The sequence below is a fragment of the Paenibacillus sp. HJGM_3 genome, from assembly GCF_045062745.1.
In the GTDB taxonomy this organism is placed as follows: Bacteria; Bacillota; Bacilli; order Paenibacillales; family NBRC-103111; genus Paenibacillus_AA.
This window is the reverse complement of the sequence record NZ_JBJGED010000005.1, coordinates 23,743-39,341: the sequence shown is the minus strand read 5'-3', so window position 1 is coordinate 39,341 and position 15,599 is coordinate 23,743. Positions and strand designations below refer to the sequence as shown.

Genomic DNA, 15,599 nt, shown 5'->3' with positions numbered 1-15,599 from the left:
CCGATCCAAATCAACGAACGACTTAACTCGTCTCGCTTGGGCTTACATGAATGATTGTGGCCGTAAGCCCTCGGCTGTTAATGGAACCTTCGGCTATTCCGGCAGGAGCCGATGCAATTATCGTAAATCCGTAAATATAAGTGCCAGGTCCGGGGTTATCCACCCAGGAGATCACCGTACTCGCGGAGACTTCCACTAGATTGGGTACGTTCGCTTCTTGAGTGATCGCATCATTATCCGACGCGACGATGTCGTTCGAATTTCGGGATAAGTTGCTGTTCACGGAGTACTCATGAACATCGCTCATACTTACATTGGCGAATGCGTCTAATTTCACGACCTGATTCGCCAAGAGTTCGATAGGAGGCAAAGTGAGCTCCGCCGCAGCTTCGTTATTCGTGAAGCCCACCGCCTCATTGCTGCCGGAGAACCGAACGTCGACAATCCCCGGCGGTCCGGATTGACCCTGAAGCCCCTGAGGGCCTTGCGATCCTTGTGGGCCTTCGGGTCCCTGAGGTCCACCCGGCCCTGGAGGGCCGGCTGAAGGCGAAGCGGCGACTCTCGCCGATTGAATGGCTTGCGCGAAGGAAGGAGTAGCCACGATCTGGGGCAATACGGCCCGTACGGCGTTATCGAACGTGGGGTGGGCGATCAGTTCAGGCAGTACGGAACGGACAACTTTATCGAAGGCTGGAGTCGCGATGAGCTCGGGCAATACCTCTTGGACGGACCGGTTGAATCTCGGATTGGACACAAGCGCGGGTATGACATTGGATGAGATTTTGCTTGCCGTTACTGCTCTTCGAGCTATTTTAGTCGACGTTACGGCTCTTGGAGCTATTTTCGACGACGTGACCGCTCTTGCGGCAATTCTTCTCGCCGTAACGGGCCGTTCCAGTCTGCTGACCCGCTCGGTCAGCGTAAGCCTTCTGACCACAGCAATCATCCCTTCTTTCCATACAAATTGATTTGATGTCAAGATTTAACATTGTTATGGATGGATGATTGTCCTTGGCACGATGTTTGTTCCTGATTCATTGGCCTATTTTGAAAATCAAAAAAATAACCCGGCCCTTGTCGGCTGGGTTATTCGCGGTGTCTGCCCCTTACGAATGGCGCGGCGTATCGTCGCTTTCACGCGGATTGTTTTGTGCCGGGTGAACCTCATGGTTCTTCAGAACTTGCGCCGCATAGTTCGGATTCGTATTGTATTTATTGCCTTCATTCTTTTTCATTCCCTTTGGCATGTACCTCACCTCATAGCTGATGTAATTCTCATGCATAGGATACCCTTATCTGAATTGGGCTTACCCGGAATCTTGGGCGTAATATCTTCCAACCTCCGAACAAAGAAAAACGTCTGCACTCGAGCAGACGTTATTTCGCTTCATTCCGGTTATGTGCGCTCGCGGTTCCGGCCTCTCAGCCCGGTCAAGCCGAACAGACCCAGCAGGCCTAACCAACCCCAATTGGACCGTGTACCATCCGTCGTAGCGGTTGTCCGGTAGTTGGTGCCGGTCGTACCGTACGCGCCCGTACCCGTCGCCATGTCATAGGTGCTTGTCGCCGTAGTACCGGCAGCTTCGCTCGTAGCAGTCGCACTAGCGTAAACGGCCGTAAAACTGAAGGTGAGGCAAGCAACTAGGAGGAATAGCAGCATTTTCTTCTTCATTTTTTCACCTCGTTTCTTCATCGGCTGGACTACCTTCTTGGTATCCCCAATTCTTCATGAACTATGTGACCGTTCCGCACCTTTTTTTCATTTGCAAATGCAGCCCTTCCGCCTCCGACCACTCCGCGTAGTACACATCCCGAATCCGCTCCACTCCTTGTTCCTGAAGCAAGGCCTTCAGCCACGTTTCGTCACGCTCGATCTCCTGTAGCGCATCCCGCTCCATATATCCTTGATCGATTAGAATTACCGGCATTTCGATCGGCTTGTCCGGCAAGCGCAGCTCTTCCCGGGTCGGGGTGTCGGCATTCGGCTTTTTCATCACGCTCAAGCTGCCGTTCGGCTCGAAGATGGCATAGGCCACCTCCTTCACGCTAAACACGCTCTGCTCCCGCAGCAGCATGCCGATCTGGTGCATGTCCAGCTTATTGCGTTTCATCGCGCGCTCATCGACACTGCCGTCACGGATGACGATATCCGGTCTGCCGCTTAACGGCACGGATAGCCAGGGCAGCAGCTGTACGATTTTTTCGAGCGCCAATGACAAGCCCATCCATACGGCAAGCGCATAGAGGAGCATCGCGTAATGCGCTTCGCGATCATAGATCGTGTTGCCCACCAACTCGCTGAGCATCAGGGAAGAGATGAAATCGAACGGCGTCAGCTGCGAAATCTCCTTCTTGCCGAGCAGCCTGGTCATCAGCCACAAGGCGATAAAGGCGGTGACAAGCTTCGCGGCGATCAACCAGTAATCCATATCCACACCCTCTATCTCCATAGAATTCTCTACAAGAGAATACCCGTTTAGCGGGGGGATGAAGCCGGACTCACAGACCGATGTTTCGCTTATGCCCCTGGTAACTCCCCGCCTCCGGGAAACCGGCTACTATCAGGTCGATGAATCGCTGAGAGAACCCATAGGCACCGAGATCGTGGATCGGAACCATCCGGATATCGTTTATGGGAGTAGTCTCGTACTCGTTAGAGGGCAAGGTCAAGTGTCCGCTCACTTTTTCTAGCAGGAACGTAAGATGAACGACCGATGGATCCGCCTCAGGAAGCTCGCAAACGTAAAGGAGCCGCTCCACCTTCACTTCAAGTCCGGTTTCTTCCCTCATTTCCCTCGCGATCCCGTCCGCCAGCGATTCGCCGCGCTCCAGTTTTCCTCCCGGCAGGGACCACATTCTTTCCGAAGTGACCTTTTGCTTCACCAGCAGGATTTCCTCATTTTCAATCAACAGCCCCGTTACGCGTACACGAATCAAGTTGTTTTCCACGCCTTACTTCCCTCGCCTTCGTCCGAATATGTACAACAAACCACAAGTATAACTCGGAACCGCTAAGCGGGGAAGGGATTTCCAGTAAAAAGGAGTAGCCGGTTCTTAGGAACCGACTACTCCGATGGGAGAATGCTCAGTTGGCGATTGCATTAGATGAAAATACCGCGAAGTACAATTACCAACAAAATGAAGAGCACAAGGATAACCCCTACGCTAGTGAATCCACCGCAAGAACAACCTACTCCTCCGACTCCGAATCCCATTAGCTTCTCCTCCTTCACAAGAGATAATGCCAATTTATGCAGTAAGACGAATTGTGTATGGGTGTATGGTGCGGGGCGAACACATAAATATGTCAACTGCCCTTGGATGACGAATATACCTCCGGCACCCGCTCATGGAAAGGGGTGCGGATGCGGACTCAACTCATCGACCGTCAGGGGCCGTTCCTTATATCCCAGCACCGCCGGAACCCGGAACACCCGCTCCAAACCGGTCAATCGGCGAAGATGGTGCCCGAATGTGATCGGCAGCATCCCCGGGATGATCACTTTGACGCAATAGAGCCCATTCCGCAGCGTCTCCAGGGAAGTCTGGTCCACGACGATCACATCGAGGTTCAGTTGGCGAAATCGCTGCAGGACGTCTTGCAGATCGTCCGTCAGGTCGGCATGCCGGACTGTGGACCGATATTCCTGGTCGAACGAACGCATGGGGCGGCTCTCGTCCAGCAAAAATTGAAGTCGTTCCTCAGCTTGAGGCAGCCCATACAACAAGGAATGATCTTCGATCCCCCGGACGAGGGAAGAATCTTCGTACATGGCCTCGCAAGCTTCCCGACTCTCTTCGAAATTCCGACTCAGCATCAGGATCGTATTGGATAATTCATGGATCGCGCCCTTAACCGCCCGGACCGGATCGAGGTGGGCTCCGGCAGCGCAGACGAGATGGGGCCCGGTCCGGTTCCGGTTCTTCGCAAGCGCCCCTATACTCGGGATTCCGTTCTCCGTCGTCGTATTGTACAAGCGTACATCGTACCCTGCTACCACTCTCATACGCTCAAGCATAAGCTGCAGTTCCCGGTCGTTAACGGAACGGGGATCGAGTCTCGGCACCCGCAGGCTGGCATACCACGTCATGAGGAACGAATCGCGCTCGACAATTTCCAGAATGCCATACAGGATGGCTTCCTCCAGGCTCCCTCCGATGGCGCACCCGTTGGACGTTTCTTTGACAAAATCGCCTTCTTCCCCCCAGCTGTAGTAAGCCAATTGCCGCGGAACGAGTATCGATCGGTTTTGCCCGAACGAATAGCCCCACACCCAGTCGATCGGCCGATCAGGGTCGAACGGTTGGTACGGAAAATCCGGCAGCGCATATTGTTCGCTCGAATACACGCCTACCGCGAGAGGGTGGAGGGCCTGCTCGGCCAAATTGCGATAGCTGTCGCGAATCGCGGTTTTTTTGCCCCGGGGAGTGAACCCGCAGTAGCGTTCCAAGCCTTCCAGTAACGCGATCAGCTCACTGTCCGCGAAGGAATGCGAGCGTCCCCCCGTAATCTCGCTGCCCATCACGGTAGGCAGATTGACGCTTACATTCGCGAAGGGCGAGTCAAGTACAGGCCAACTCTGGTTAAAAAGTCCGGTGCGGGCATCCAAATAATCGCGCCTCAAGACCGGCTCCAATTCCCGTATGGGACGGGTCCGATAATGGTCGAGGTCTGTTTTGGGATTGGATTTCAGAGAAATTTTGGCGGCTTCGGGTGTGTCGTCGGACAAGGGGCTGCAGACCGGACATAGTGGATCCGGCAGAAAAAAATGAAGGGATGTTTTAAGCGACCTCAGCTGGACGATATATAAATGCTCTTCTAAATGGGACTGATCTCCTTGCAGCACTCGTTCCGTTTCAGCGGCGATCAGGTGCGCCATATGCACCAGCCCCATCCTCGGCGGATCCGGGACGGGCGCACTAGAACCATCCGTCGAGAACAGCTGGTTCATCATTTCTTCGAGAGCCTCTGGAGAGTTTGGGCCCGCCGTATTCCTACGCCGGTCGGCGCACTTGGAGCAGTACTCGGCTCCAGGTCTGACCATGGGCCCGATCACCCCCTCCCGTGGAGACGCAACCCCTCTTAGCCAGGGGATACCCGATCCTCGCATCATTGTCTCTGCTTGTTCGATGACGGAGCCGTCTAGGTTATCGGCTAGTACTAGCACAATCTCGGCCTTATCCGGAATACCTTCCGAGAAATCGTCTCGCTGATCCACCGTGTGAGACAATGTCAGTTCTTCATATACGAGCTCTGCCAACATTCCAGTTCCGACAATAGCCGCTACGCGCTTCATTGGCCCACCTCCTCCAGATGCACACCGTAAACCATTATCGGCTCATCCTGAAGAAAAGGCTTGATGTGCAGGCGGAAGACGCATAGACGCCTTCGGTTTTCCTCCAGAACCTGCAGGGCGGACTTCAAGGTCACAGCGGGATGATCTTCCTCCCGGTGAGGAATCTCCAGCAGGATCGGACGGTCATCTTGGGGATCGACCCATAAAACGCGGGCTTGACGATACTCCGTGTAAGTCCCGTCGTTTTGGGCCATCTGCACCGCTTGCAGCAGCGCTTGACGCAAGGCGGAGCGAAGATCCAAACCTACGCAGCCGTACCAATACGCGTCTTGACACACCCATATGACAGGAAACCCGTAAACTTCTTCTCCAAGTCCGATCTCGGGTATACGGCCCAGGAGCGTAACCAAAGCATGCATGCAATACCGGCAGCACTCATCCTCCACCGCCTCGAGCTGCGCAAGACGCACGGAAGGACGCTGACTGCGGGTCCGAGAGGCATGTACTTCGAACAAATGGCCGAGCAACCCGCGGCTTACGCCCTCCGCCATGCTCAATCCCGCTCCGACTCCGATCAAATCGGCTTCAACCAGCCGTCCGGCCATCCGCGATACATGCGTCTCCACTCCGGCGAGTGCGGATTCTTTCCTAGCCTTCTCGTGAGTAAGCGCGGCAATGACGATATCCGGCAATAGATCGGCCGGTCCGTCCGAAATCGGGTCGGTTGCCTGTACACGGCATTGCGACAGGGGAAGCTGATTTAAGTCCCCCTCTTCCCATAAGCGGAATATTCCGAATCGGTCCGATGTTATCCTGGTAAAGGAATCGAACCATTGCTGGGGCCCTATGCAGCTACTGCCAGATTCCTTTTCGAGCTTCTCAGGGATATTGAGGACCCGCTCCGCCGCCGCACGTCCCGTAACTAATGGATGAGGGATGACTGCGTGCCAATCCCCTTCGTAGGTTTGCGTGTCCAGCCAGTAGACGGCTCCGCTCGAGACCAAATCCGTTGTGCCTGCAAGCGCTTGGCTTAGTTCGGACACGATCACATTGGCGAGCAGAGCCCCTGCTGCTGCCTTGTAGCCGGATTCCTTCGGAGCCTCTTGGTCCCATGCGGTCCGGTGCAGGCGGCGCCAAGCGGATTCCCAGCACACTGTCGACTCCGGGTGGAGCATCGGGCCTGCTAGACCGGCGCTTCCTAGGAACAAAGCAGGAAGCAACCGCTTCTTCTCCTGTCTGCAAACGGAATGGAGGAATCTAAGTTCGTCAACATAGCCATCTTGGGACACGTACACAACCAGCGGATACGGTCGGACGACTTCGCACCAGAATCGTTCAATCCCTTTGTTTTGCGGATCGGGAGCAGTCATTATATCCAATCGATCCAGACCCGACTTAACCATGGCCGCCAGAAGGGCGGCTAATAAGGGACCCGAACCGATTGCCAATACGTGCGACTGTGTTCCGGCATTTGAAGCATCCGTCATGGGCGCACCTTCTTTCCATCGTGAAAAAAATATACGATAGCCTATGTGGCGCATTTCGCAATGGTTCCGCCCTATATATGAACAAAGAGCAGCCTAGGGCTGCCCTTTTATGAACGATCTATTTAGAATGCATGGAGGTCAATCCACTTTTACGGCCGAACGTTCATGCGCTTGAAGCACGGACTCGAGCAACCCCGGGAACCGGTATTCCAAATCTTCCGTCCGCAGGGACAAATAGCGCTGCGTGCCTTGCACGCGCACGTGAATGACTCCGGATTCCCGCAATGTACGGGCATGATGGGACAAGGTCGATTTCACCACGGGTACGTCGACATCGCCGCACGTACATTCTCCCGATCTGCGGATCTCCGCCACGATGTTCAACCGGATGGGGTCGCTTAGCGCGTAGAGAACGGACGATAATTGAATCTCTTCTCGGTCTGGATGGTGCAAATATTTCATGCGGATCCCCCCTTTGAATCTTTAATTGCATCATACCACAACGTGTGCTATATTTCTATTGTTCGATTATAATCGAAATATAAAACAAGGAGCGAGGGATCCAAAATGGCGGAACCATTGAAGCCTGCGATGCGCGAGGGGCTGGTCACTGTGCTGTTAGGCATGACCATTGTGCTCGTCATCATGAATACTATGATGTTCAATTTGGCGTTGCCCGATGTATCGCGGGAATTTCAGCTTACGGCAACGTCGACTTCCTGGATTGTGACGGGCTACTCGATTGTATTCGCCATCTCATCCATTACTTACAGCAGGCTCTCGGACTTCATCCCCATTCGACGCTTATTGACGATTGGGACGTTATCCCTTAGTCTCGCCGCGATTACGGGCTATTTCAGCAGCTCCTATATCATGCTGTTGATCGTCCGTATCGTTCAAGCTTCCGGTGCCGGCTCCATTCCCGCCCTCTCGCTTGTCCTTATCTCCCGCTACGTCCCGATGGAACGTCGCGGCAAAGCGATGGCGACCATTATGTCCGCGGCCTCGCTTGGTCTGGGACTCGGCCCTGTCGTCGGCGGAGCCATCGTCGAGTATTTGGGTTGGCACGACTTGTTTCTCGTAACGGCGATTACTTTGGTAATTCTTCCGTTCTTCCTGAAGCTCGTGCCGAAGGAAAAGCCGACCAAAGGCTCGTTCGACGTGCTAGGCGCGCTCCTCATTGGAATCGGAACAACCGGATTGCTGCTGTATCTTACGAATCATACCTGGATCGCGCTCATCGCTGGCGTCGTCGCCATCAGCTTGTTCGTCTGGAGGATCCAGACGGCCGCCGATCCTTTCGTGCTCCCCGCCCTGTTCAACAATCGGACTTATCTCCTGCTGGGAGCGGTAGGTATCGCGGCGTATTTGTGCAGCTTCGCCACCCTGTTCCTAATGCCGCAGATTCTTGTAAACCAGTACGGCCTTAGTGCTATCGGAGCCGGACTCGTCATCTTCCCGGGATCGATGCTGGCGATGCTGGTATCACGGCTAGTCGGCCGGATTATTGATGTCCGCGGAAATTCGCAGATCATTCTGTATGCTCCATTCCTGCTGCTCGCTTCCGTAGTGCTGTTCGCCTTGCTGGAGACGACGGGTTATGCTTCTCTATTGTTCATCTACATGCTCCTAAGCGTCGGCTTCACCTTCTTGACGAGCAGCATCTCGAACGAAATGACGAGAATCTTGCAGCCGGCACAGATCGGATCCGGTTTAGGGCTGTTTCAGCTGCTGCAATTTTTCAGCGGCGCGTTCGGGGTAGCGATGACGGCAAGCGCCCTCGGCTGGCAGCGGAACCTCTCGCCTTCTCAAGCTTATAGCAACATATACTGGGGACTTGCGGTTCTCGTACTTCTCGCCGTCGGCTGTGCGGCGATGTACCTCCGTTTGCGCTCGCGCCATGCAAAAGTGACGGCGTCGTGATTAACCTTGTCCGTCGTTGGGTAAGGAATAGTATTAAGGACAACGAGGTGAGGATCATGGACACTACGATGGTAAAATGCAGCGTGGACAATTGTGAATTCTGGGCGGAGGGCAACAACTGTGCCGCGGACACTATTATGATCGAGGTGAACGCCCATGCTGAGAAGCCGCTGCCGGAAGGCAAAGGCGCCGAGCAATATGACACGCGTCATCACGATCAGGCTAAGGGCGTAACGGACACATGCTGTCACACGTTTCGAGAGAAAACGCACTGATTAGTTAATGTTATTAATGAAATGCGAGGAGACCCGGTCCTTCATGGCCGGGTCTCTTGTCCGTTCAAAATCCTTAAGACGATGATGTAGCTGTCAGGAGTTACCCGATCATCTCCATTTGATCCGGCCCGATATTGGGCAGTTCATCGCGGAACTGCGTCCAGTCCTGCTTCATTTCTTCGTCGCTCAGCAAGCAAGCGTCCAGTTCGGAGATCATCTTATCCGGCTCAAGATCGATCCCGATGAAGACGATCTGATTGATCCGATCCCCATACGCCACATCCCACTTGCTAGTCAGCTCCGGATCCTCTTGCCGGGCTCGCTCTTGCTCAGCCGAAGGAAGAGCCGCCACCCAATAGCCGGCCGGTCCGAACTGAATGGAGGGTCCGGCCTGACTCAGGCTTTGCGCCATCGCATTCCTCGTCGCCAGCCAGACCACCCCCTTTGCCCGTACAATATCAGTGGGCCATTCGGACATCCAGCTCGTCAATCGCTCGGGATGAAAGGGTCTCCGACGTTCGAACACGAAGGATGAAATCCCATATTCATCGGTTTCCGGCGTGTGATGGTCTTGCTGCAATTCCTGGATCCAGCCGGCTGAAACACTTGCCGCCTCGAAATCGAATAAACCGGTATTCAGAATAGCAGTGGGTTCCACCATCCCGTATTCCGCACGAATGAACACGGCACGCGGCTGGAGGGCACGGAGCACGCGTTCCAGTTGATCGAGCTCCTCAGCAGCTACCAAATCGCATTTGTTCAAAATCATCACGTCACAAAATTCAATCTGGCTGATGAGCAAATCAACAACGTCACGAGTATCGTCTTCACTTACCGCAACTTGACGATCCAGCAGGGTCTCCCCGGACGAATAATCCGACCAGAACCGATAGGCATCCACGACCGTCACCATACAATCAAGCTTGCAAAAGGCGGACAGATCGATCCCTTGCTCTTCATCGATATACGTGAACGTCTGCGCTACCGGAATCGGCTCCCCAACTCCGGTCGATTCGATCAGGATGTAATCGAATCGATTCTCACGAGCTAACCGCTCGACCTCGCGAAGTAAATCCTCACGTAACGTACAGCAAATGCAACCATTGGACATCTCCACCAATTTTTCATCCGTTCTCGATAGCCCGCCATTTTGCTTCACCATGGCCGCATCGATGTTCACTTCACTCAAGTCATTCACGATGACCGCTACCTTCAAGCCTTGCCTATTATGCAGCACATGGTTAAGTATCGTCGTCTTGCCCGAGCCGAGATAGCCGCTCAAAACCGTAACCGGTAATTTTTTGTTTCGTTCCTGATCGGTTTGCAATCGATTCCCTCCATTTCATGGTTTATTCGTAATATTTACGATTAAACAATAATATGCTTTTTCTACTCTGTCAAATATATTTAATCGCAGTTATCGCATGTTGACAGCCTTTAATCCGCTCCTATATACTCTCCTTAATAGTAACTATTACGTATAAACGTTCGGAGGCCTTCCCTTGCGTTCCTTCTCCTATGGAAGTCTTGCCATCCATTGCTTCTTCATTATGGTGTTAAGCGCCGTTATCGTAGTTGCAATGAATCCGGTCCTCTACTCCAGCCTTCCGACCATCTACTTGACAGACTTGCAGGCGTTCAAGACGATTTTCATCAGTATTATCCTTGAGGCGTTTCCCTTCATGCTGCTCGGGGTGCTCGTCTCCTCCTTCATGCAGGTGTTCATTTCTGAGAAAACGATCGGGCGATTCATTCCGAGCAACCCCCTCATGGGCGTCTTGTTCGCGTGTGTGCTTGGCGTCATCTTCCCGATCTGCGAATGCGGATTAATCCCGGTCATCCGGCGCTTAATGGCGAAGGGAATGCCGCTCTACATCGCGGTCGTCTTCATCTTCGTCGGGCCGATCGTGAATCCCGTCGTTTTCGCCGCAACCTATACCGCATTCCGGAACAAGCCGGAGCTCGTTTACTCCCGTATGGGATTGGCCCTTCTGGTCGGGGCCGTCATCGGGCTCATTATTTATCGATGGGTACGGATTAATCCGCTTAAGAACCGGTTTCAAATGGCGGGCGGGTCCGGCCATACGCACGGTTCGGACGGTAAACTGCTTACGATGTTCGGACACGCCGCGGATGAATTTTTCGACATGGGCAAATATTTGATGTTCGGGTCGCTTATTGCCGCGTCCATTCAGACGTTCGTCCCCCGAAGCGAATTAATGGAGCTCGGACAAGGCGGGATCGGCTCTCATTTTTTTATGATGGGGCTAGCCTACGTGTTGTCGCTGTGCTCGACTTCGGACGCTTTCGTCGCTTCCTCGTTCGCTAGTACGTTTTCCGCCGGCTCTATCTTGACATTCCTCGTCTTCGGACCGATGTTGGACCTGAAGAGTACGATCATGCTTGGCACGGTTTTCCGGGCTCGCTTTGTCGTTTTCCTCGCCGCGGTGCTTGTCGGAGTCGTTTTCATAGGCTCTGTGCTGTTCGAGACATTCCTGCTGTGAGCCGCACAGAATATCGATTAGGAGGGAGTACATATGAGGGAGAATCGTTCGTTAATCGGGCATTACTTGCTTCGGTCCGCCATTATGGGAGCATTTTGCTATTATATCGTTCATCTCGTGAAGTCCGATCACCTCGTCTATTATATCGCCCCCAGGATGCAGATCTACGTAAAGCTGGCCGCTATCGCACTGTTCGCGGTGGCTGTGCATCAAGTGTACATGGCCTTTCGCTCACTCTTTGAGAAGCCGGATTCGTGCGACTGCGGCCATGAAGCGCCCCGGTCTTTCCTTGGCGGCCTGCTGGTCTATGGGTTGTTCTTGCTCCCGCTCGTTCTCGCATTCGGAATGCCCGATCAAGTCATGGGCAGCAGTATCGCGTCGAAGAAAGGGATGAATCTCTCGACCTCCGGGACTTCGAAGTTGACCGCTTCCGCTCCCACTGAGCAGGTCTTAAATAGTTCCACTCCGGCTCCCACTCCAATTCAAACTCCAATTGCGGCCCCGACACCAACTCCAGTCTCTACTCAGGCGGCTGTGACGGGCAAGGGAAGCACGACGGCAGCGCCATTGTCCGCCGAAGATCAAAAGCTGCAAGAGCTGTTCAAGTCGGAGGACTTCAACGAAGCTTATTCCAAGCTCGGCATGAAGCTGTATAAGCAAGAGATGATCACGTTTCCGGAGAAAGGGTTTATGGAGATCTTAACAACGCTGGACCTGTTCATGGACCCATTTATCGGCAAAAAAGTGGAAATTAGCGGATTCGTTTATCGCGAGAACGAAATGAAGCCGAATCAGTTCGTTATCGCGCGATTAGCGATGCAATGCTGCTCAGCGGATGCTTCCCCCTACGGTGTCATGGTGGAGTCGTCCCAGCCCATAACCTATGCCGACGACACATGGGTCAAAATTACTGGTACAATCGGGAAAACGAAATACAACGGTTACGAGTACATGAAATTGGACGCCAAACAAATCGAGAAGATTGAAGCGCCCAAGACTCCGTACGTGTACCCGGATTATGACTTTCTTGAGTAAGGACGGAACACCTCAAAAACCGACAAAGGACCTCAGGAGCCATAAGCTCGTGAGGTCCTTGTTGTTATTTGGGCAACGAGAAGCCGTATTTGACGAAAATATCCTGTGCTTCCTTGCTAAACAAATACTTGTAGAATTCATCCGCTTCTTTGTCATGCTTCGTCGCTTTCACGATACCGGCCGGATACTCGACCGGGGTGTACGTTTTCGGATCGACCACGAAGGCGGTTTTCACTTTGGAGGAAGAGAGCGCGTCCGTTTTGTAAACGAACCCGGCCTCCGCATTCCCCGTCTCCACATAAGTGAGCACCTGGCGCACATCTTTCCCCTGCACGATCTTGGCCTGAAGCACGTCCCATAGCTTGGCGTTCGTCAACGCTTCCTTCGCATAAGTGCCGGCCGGGACCGTCTGTGGCTCCCCGATCGCCAAGTATTTGACGGCTCCGCCGGTCAGCTGCTCCAGCATCTGCGGAGGGGCTTTGTCTGCGGCCGGGACGACGACGACCAGCTCATTGAGCAGCAGAGGCTTCTGGCGAGAGGCTTCGACCAATTGCTTGTCAATCAGAGCTTGCATGTTCTTAGCAGCGGCTGAGATGAATAAGTCCGCCGGGGCACCCTGTTCGATCTGCTGCTGCAGAGCTCCGGATGCGCCGAAGTTAAATTTTAGCCGGATCCTGTCGTTCGTTCGCTCATACTTAGTCTGGATTTCGTTCAGGGCGTCTGTTAGGCTAGCGGCGGCGGAAACGATCAGCTCTACTTTAGCTGTGGAAGTAGCCGGTGCGGCCGTTGGGTTGCCCGTAGTTGGCTGTTGCTTGTCGACACATGCAGTCAGCACAATTTGCATCAATACTAAACATATCAAAACATAACTATACTTAATCTTCAACGTCATTTCAGCTCCCCCAAATCGATTATATGTATCTATTACATTATAATATGATATAAGTAATGTTTCGTCCATATAATAACAATTCGGGACTCTAGCAGGTGCGCTCCGATTGTATTCCCTCATACAACCGATTATGATAGGGTTATGCTGAACCCTGAGAGCGGAGGATGACCATGTCTGCGGACATTTCGTATACAACCGAAGAATTAGCCAAGATCCTTAAGATCTCGAAGCTGACCGTTTACGACTTAATCAAGAAAGGCGAGCTGCCGGCGTATCGGGTCGGCAAACAAATGCGCGTCGACGCCTCGGATCTGGAGGCATATAAGGCTCGCAGCCGTTCGCTCGCACCCGGGACGGTACCGATCGAGCCCGCCCCCGCGTATCCGTCGAAGCCTGCCGTCCCTGGGCTGCAGACCTCGTTGGTTATAACCGGTCAAGACGTCAGCCTGGACATACTCGCCAAGCATATCGAACGGCAGGCGCCTAGCCTCAGGCCGCTCCGGGCTTATGTGGGCAGTCTCGATAGTCTCATCTCCATGTATCGGGGGGAAGCCGATATCGTCAGCACGCATCTGCTGGACGGCGACACCGGTGAATACAACCTTCCCTATATTCGCAAGCTGCTGACCGGTTATTCCTTGATCGTGATGAATCTCGTTTCCCGCTCGGCCGGCCTGTACGTTCAGGAGGGCAATCCGAAACAGCTGTCCGGCTGGAGCGATCTCCGCACTCCGGGTCTGCGTATCGCCAATCGCGAGAAAGGCTCCGGCGCCCGCGTTCTTCTCGACGAACAGCTGCGTCTGCATGGCATTCCATGCCGGCAGCTCATCGGCTACGAGCAGGAGTTATCCAATCACTTAAGTGTAGCGGGGAAAGTCGCCACGGGAGAAGCGGATTTCGGAGTGGGCATCGAGAAAGCCGCACATATGGTGGGCGGTGTGGAGTTCATCCCGCTCGTCCAGGAACGGTATGATCTCGTGATGCTTAAAAAACCGGAAAACTTGCCCTGGATCGAGGAGGTGATTCAAATCGTGCAATCGGAATCGTTCCATCGCGAGCTGCGGCCTATTCAAGGCTACGATCTATCTCAGACGGGACGTATCTTGTTCGAGAATTAAGGTGCTTGCCGAAAAAAACCGCCAAGTCGGCGGCTTTGATTTATCGGAATATGATATTGAATGGATAACGTGTGTTCAATAATCGAGCAACCCCACCGTCGGTGGGGTTGTTTTTATACTACGAGGTTAAGCAGTTTCAAGCGTTACCTTTCACTCGCCAGCATCCAATCGAGCGTTTCCTTGAGCGCGTCCTCCAGCTTCAGATGCGGAACATATCCTGTGACTCGTGTCAAATGCGAAGTGTCATAAATGCGGTGTCGGGCATGATGATAGTCGCCCGGTCGCTCCTGGACGAAGTCCGACACCGCCACAGAGCGGAATCGAAGCTCCACGCCAAGCAGCCCGGCGACGATGCTGTAGTACCGCTTCGCCGTAACGGCATCCGGTCCGGTACAGTTGAACAGTTGGCCAAAGCTCTTCTCCATCCCGGCCAGGTGAGCGACACAGCCGGCGATCTCGCGGTTCCAGACGGGTTGAACGATCAGCTGCCCTTCGTTCAGAAGCGCGAGTCCATCTCCGCTGCGGATTTTGGCCAGCAAATCTTTGTCCCGCCCGAGCACCTGGTCGCTGCCGAGCTCCTTCCCCGCGCCCAGAATGTGGGGAGGCCGCAGCACCGTAACCGGAAAATTGCGCTCCTTCCACGCCTCCAGCAATACGCGTTCCGCATCCAGTTTGCCTCTCGCGTATGCCGTCTCCCGCTGTACCGCCGCCGATTCCGTCATCGGGTAGCTCGTGTCGGCCGTAGAGGCGTATACATAGTCCGTGCTGATGAATATGTAATGGCCGCATCGGCCTTCCAAGGCAGCCAAGGCGCGTTCCGCGTCGAGTCCATTGTAAGCCGCGCAATCTACGATCATATCATAGTGACGGCCCTCGAGTGCAGCCCGCAGCTGCTCCTGATCGGAACGATCCGCCTGGATCATGGTCCAACCGGCACCTCCGGCCTTGTTCCCCCTGCTGAGCACATGTGTGTCCCAGCCGTCACCCGCCAACCGTGCCGTGATCGCACTGCCGAGAAATCCGCTCCCGCCGATTACCAATGCCGTTCCCGCCATAATCGCACCTCCT

Annotated in this window: 17 protein-coding genes; 5 read left to right on the top strand and 12 right to left on the bottom strand. The window is 54.0% G+C overall.

Annotated features, from left to right (window positions below):
• Positions 1-22: 22 nt before the first annotated feature.
• The 9 genes from ACI5FR_RS07230 to ACI5FR_RS07190 form a co-directional block, all read right to left on the bottom strand.
• Positions 23-937, bottom strand: coding sequence for a hypothetical protein (locus tag ACI5FR_RS07230; protein WP_405452335.1), 915 nt, complete (start codon positions 935-937; stop codon positions 23-25).
• 169 nt (positions 938-1,106) lie between these two features.
• Entirely contained in the window at positions 1,107-1,247 is a 141-nt protein-coding gene (locus ACI5FR_RS07225) for a hypothetical protein (RefSeq protein ID WP_405452332.1), read from the bottom strand.
• A gap of 149 nt (positions 1,248-1,396) precedes the next feature.
• Positions 1,397-1,672 (bottom strand): WGxxGxxG family protein, encoded by a 276-nt coding sequence (locus ACI5FR_RS07220; RefSeq protein WP_405452329.1) that lies wholly within the window; start codon positions 1,670-1,672, stop codon positions 1,397-1,399.
• A gap of 61 nt (positions 1,673-1,733) precedes the next feature.
• Complete coding sequence (locus tag ACI5FR_RS07215) at positions 1,734-2,429, bottom strand: DUF421 domain-containing protein (protein ID WP_405452326.1); 696 nt, start codon at positions 2,427-2,429, stop codon at positions 1,734-1,736.
• 70 nt (positions 2,430-2,499) lie between these two features.
• The gene (locus ACI5FR_RS07210) at positions 2,500-2,949 is read right to left on the bottom strand and encodes an NUDIX domain-containing protein (protein ID WP_405452324.1); all 450 of its coding nucleotides are present in this window, start codon (positions 2,947-2,949) and stop codon (positions 2,500-2,502) included.
• 152 nt (positions 2,950-3,101) lie between these two features.
• On the bottom strand, positions 3,102-3,215 hold the full coding sequence (locus ACI5FR_RS07205) for an MYXO-CTERM sorting domain-containing protein (protein ID WP_405452321.1): 114 nt from the start codon (positions 3,213-3,215) through the stop codon (positions 3,102-3,104).
• 132 nt (positions 3,216-3,347) lie between these two features.
• The gene (locus ACI5FR_RS07200) at positions 3,348-5,297 is read right to left on the bottom strand and encodes a TOMM precursor leader peptide-binding protein (RefSeq protein ID WP_405452319.1); all 1,950 of its coding nucleotides are present in this window, start codon (positions 5,295-5,297) and stop codon (positions 3,348-3,350) included.
• Complete coding sequence (locus ACI5FR_RS07195; protein ID WP_405452316.1) at positions 5,294-6,784, bottom strand: bacteriocin maturation protein; 1,491 nt, start codon at positions 6,782-6,784, stop codon at positions 5,294-5,296. Before ACI5FR_RS07195 ends, ACI5FR_RS07200 begins: the two co-directional genes overlap by 4 nt.
• Before the next feature lie 138 nt (positions 6,785-6,922).
• Positions 6,923-7,246 (bottom strand): ArsR/SmtB family transcription factor, encoded by a 324-nt coding sequence (locus ACI5FR_RS07190; RefSeq protein WP_405452313.1) that lies wholly within the window; start codon positions 7,244-7,246, stop codon positions 6,923-6,925.
• Between the two features lie 105 nt (positions 7,247-7,351).
• On the opposite strand from ACI5FR_RS07190, the gene ACI5FR_RS07185 reads away from it, so the two are divergent.
• Both ACI5FR_RS07185 and ACI5FR_RS07180 read left to right on the top strand, forming a co-directional pair.
• On the top strand, positions 7,352-8,707 hold the full coding sequence (locus ACI5FR_RS07185; RefSeq protein WP_405452312.1) for an MFS transporter: 1,356 nt from the start codon (positions 7,352-7,354) through the stop codon (positions 8,705-8,707).
• A 56-nt stretch (positions 8,708-8,763) separates the two neighbouring features.
• Positions 8,764-8,982, top strand: coding sequence for a DUF1540 domain-containing protein (locus ACI5FR_RS07180; RefSeq protein WP_405452309.1), 219 nt, complete (start codon positions 8,764-8,766; stop codon positions 8,980-8,982).
• A 100-nt stretch (positions 8,983-9,082) separates the two neighbouring features.
• Here the strand turns inward: ACI5FR_RS07180 and ACI5FR_RS07175 are convergent, their stop codons facing one another.
• Positions 9,083-10,309 (bottom strand): GTP-binding protein, encoded by a 1,227-nt coding sequence (locus ACI5FR_RS07175; protein WP_405452307.1) that lies wholly within the window; start codon positions 10,307-10,309, stop codon positions 9,083-9,085.
• Between the two features lie 175 nt (positions 10,310-10,484).
• On the opposite strand from ACI5FR_RS07175, the gene ACI5FR_RS07170 reads away from it, so the two are divergent.
• Positions 10,485-11,486, top strand: a complete 1,002-nt coding sequence (locus ACI5FR_RS07170; RefSeq protein WP_405452304.1) for a permease — start codon at positions 10,485-10,487, stop codon at positions 11,484-11,486.
• Between the two features lie 33 nt (positions 11,487-11,519).
• On the top strand, positions 11,520-12,521 hold the full coding sequence (locus tag ACI5FR_RS07165) for a TIGR03943 family putative permease subunit (protein ID WP_405452301.1): 1,002 nt from the start codon (positions 11,520-11,522) through the stop codon (positions 12,519-12,521).
• Positions 12,522-12,585: 64 nt separating this feature from the next.
• Here ACI5FR_RS07165 and modA read toward each other — a convergent pair whose 3' ends face one another.
• Positions 12,586-13,413 carry a molybdate ABC transporter substrate-binding protein gene (modA, locus tag ACI5FR_RS07160; RefSeq protein ID WP_405452298.1) on the bottom strand — a complete coding sequence of 276 codons (828 nt, stop codon included), beginning with the start codon at positions 13,411-13,413 and terminating at the stop codon, positions 12,586-12,588.
• Between the two features lie 170 nt (positions 13,414-13,583).
• Between modA and ACI5FR_RS07155 the strand changes: the two genes are divergently transcribed.
• Entirely contained in the window at positions 13,584-14,531 is a 948-nt protein-coding gene (locus tag ACI5FR_RS07155; protein WP_405452295.1) for a substrate-binding domain-containing protein, read from the top strand.
• 143 nt (positions 14,532-14,674) lie between these two features.
• Here the strand turns inward: ACI5FR_RS07155 and ACI5FR_RS07150 are convergent, their stop codons facing one another.
• A complete protein-coding gene (locus tag ACI5FR_RS07150; RefSeq protein WP_405452293.1) occupies positions 14,675-15,586 on the bottom strand; it encodes an NAD-dependent epimerase/dehydratase family protein in 912 nt (303 codons plus the stop codon).
• Positions 15,587-15,599 lie beyond the last annotated feature (13 nt).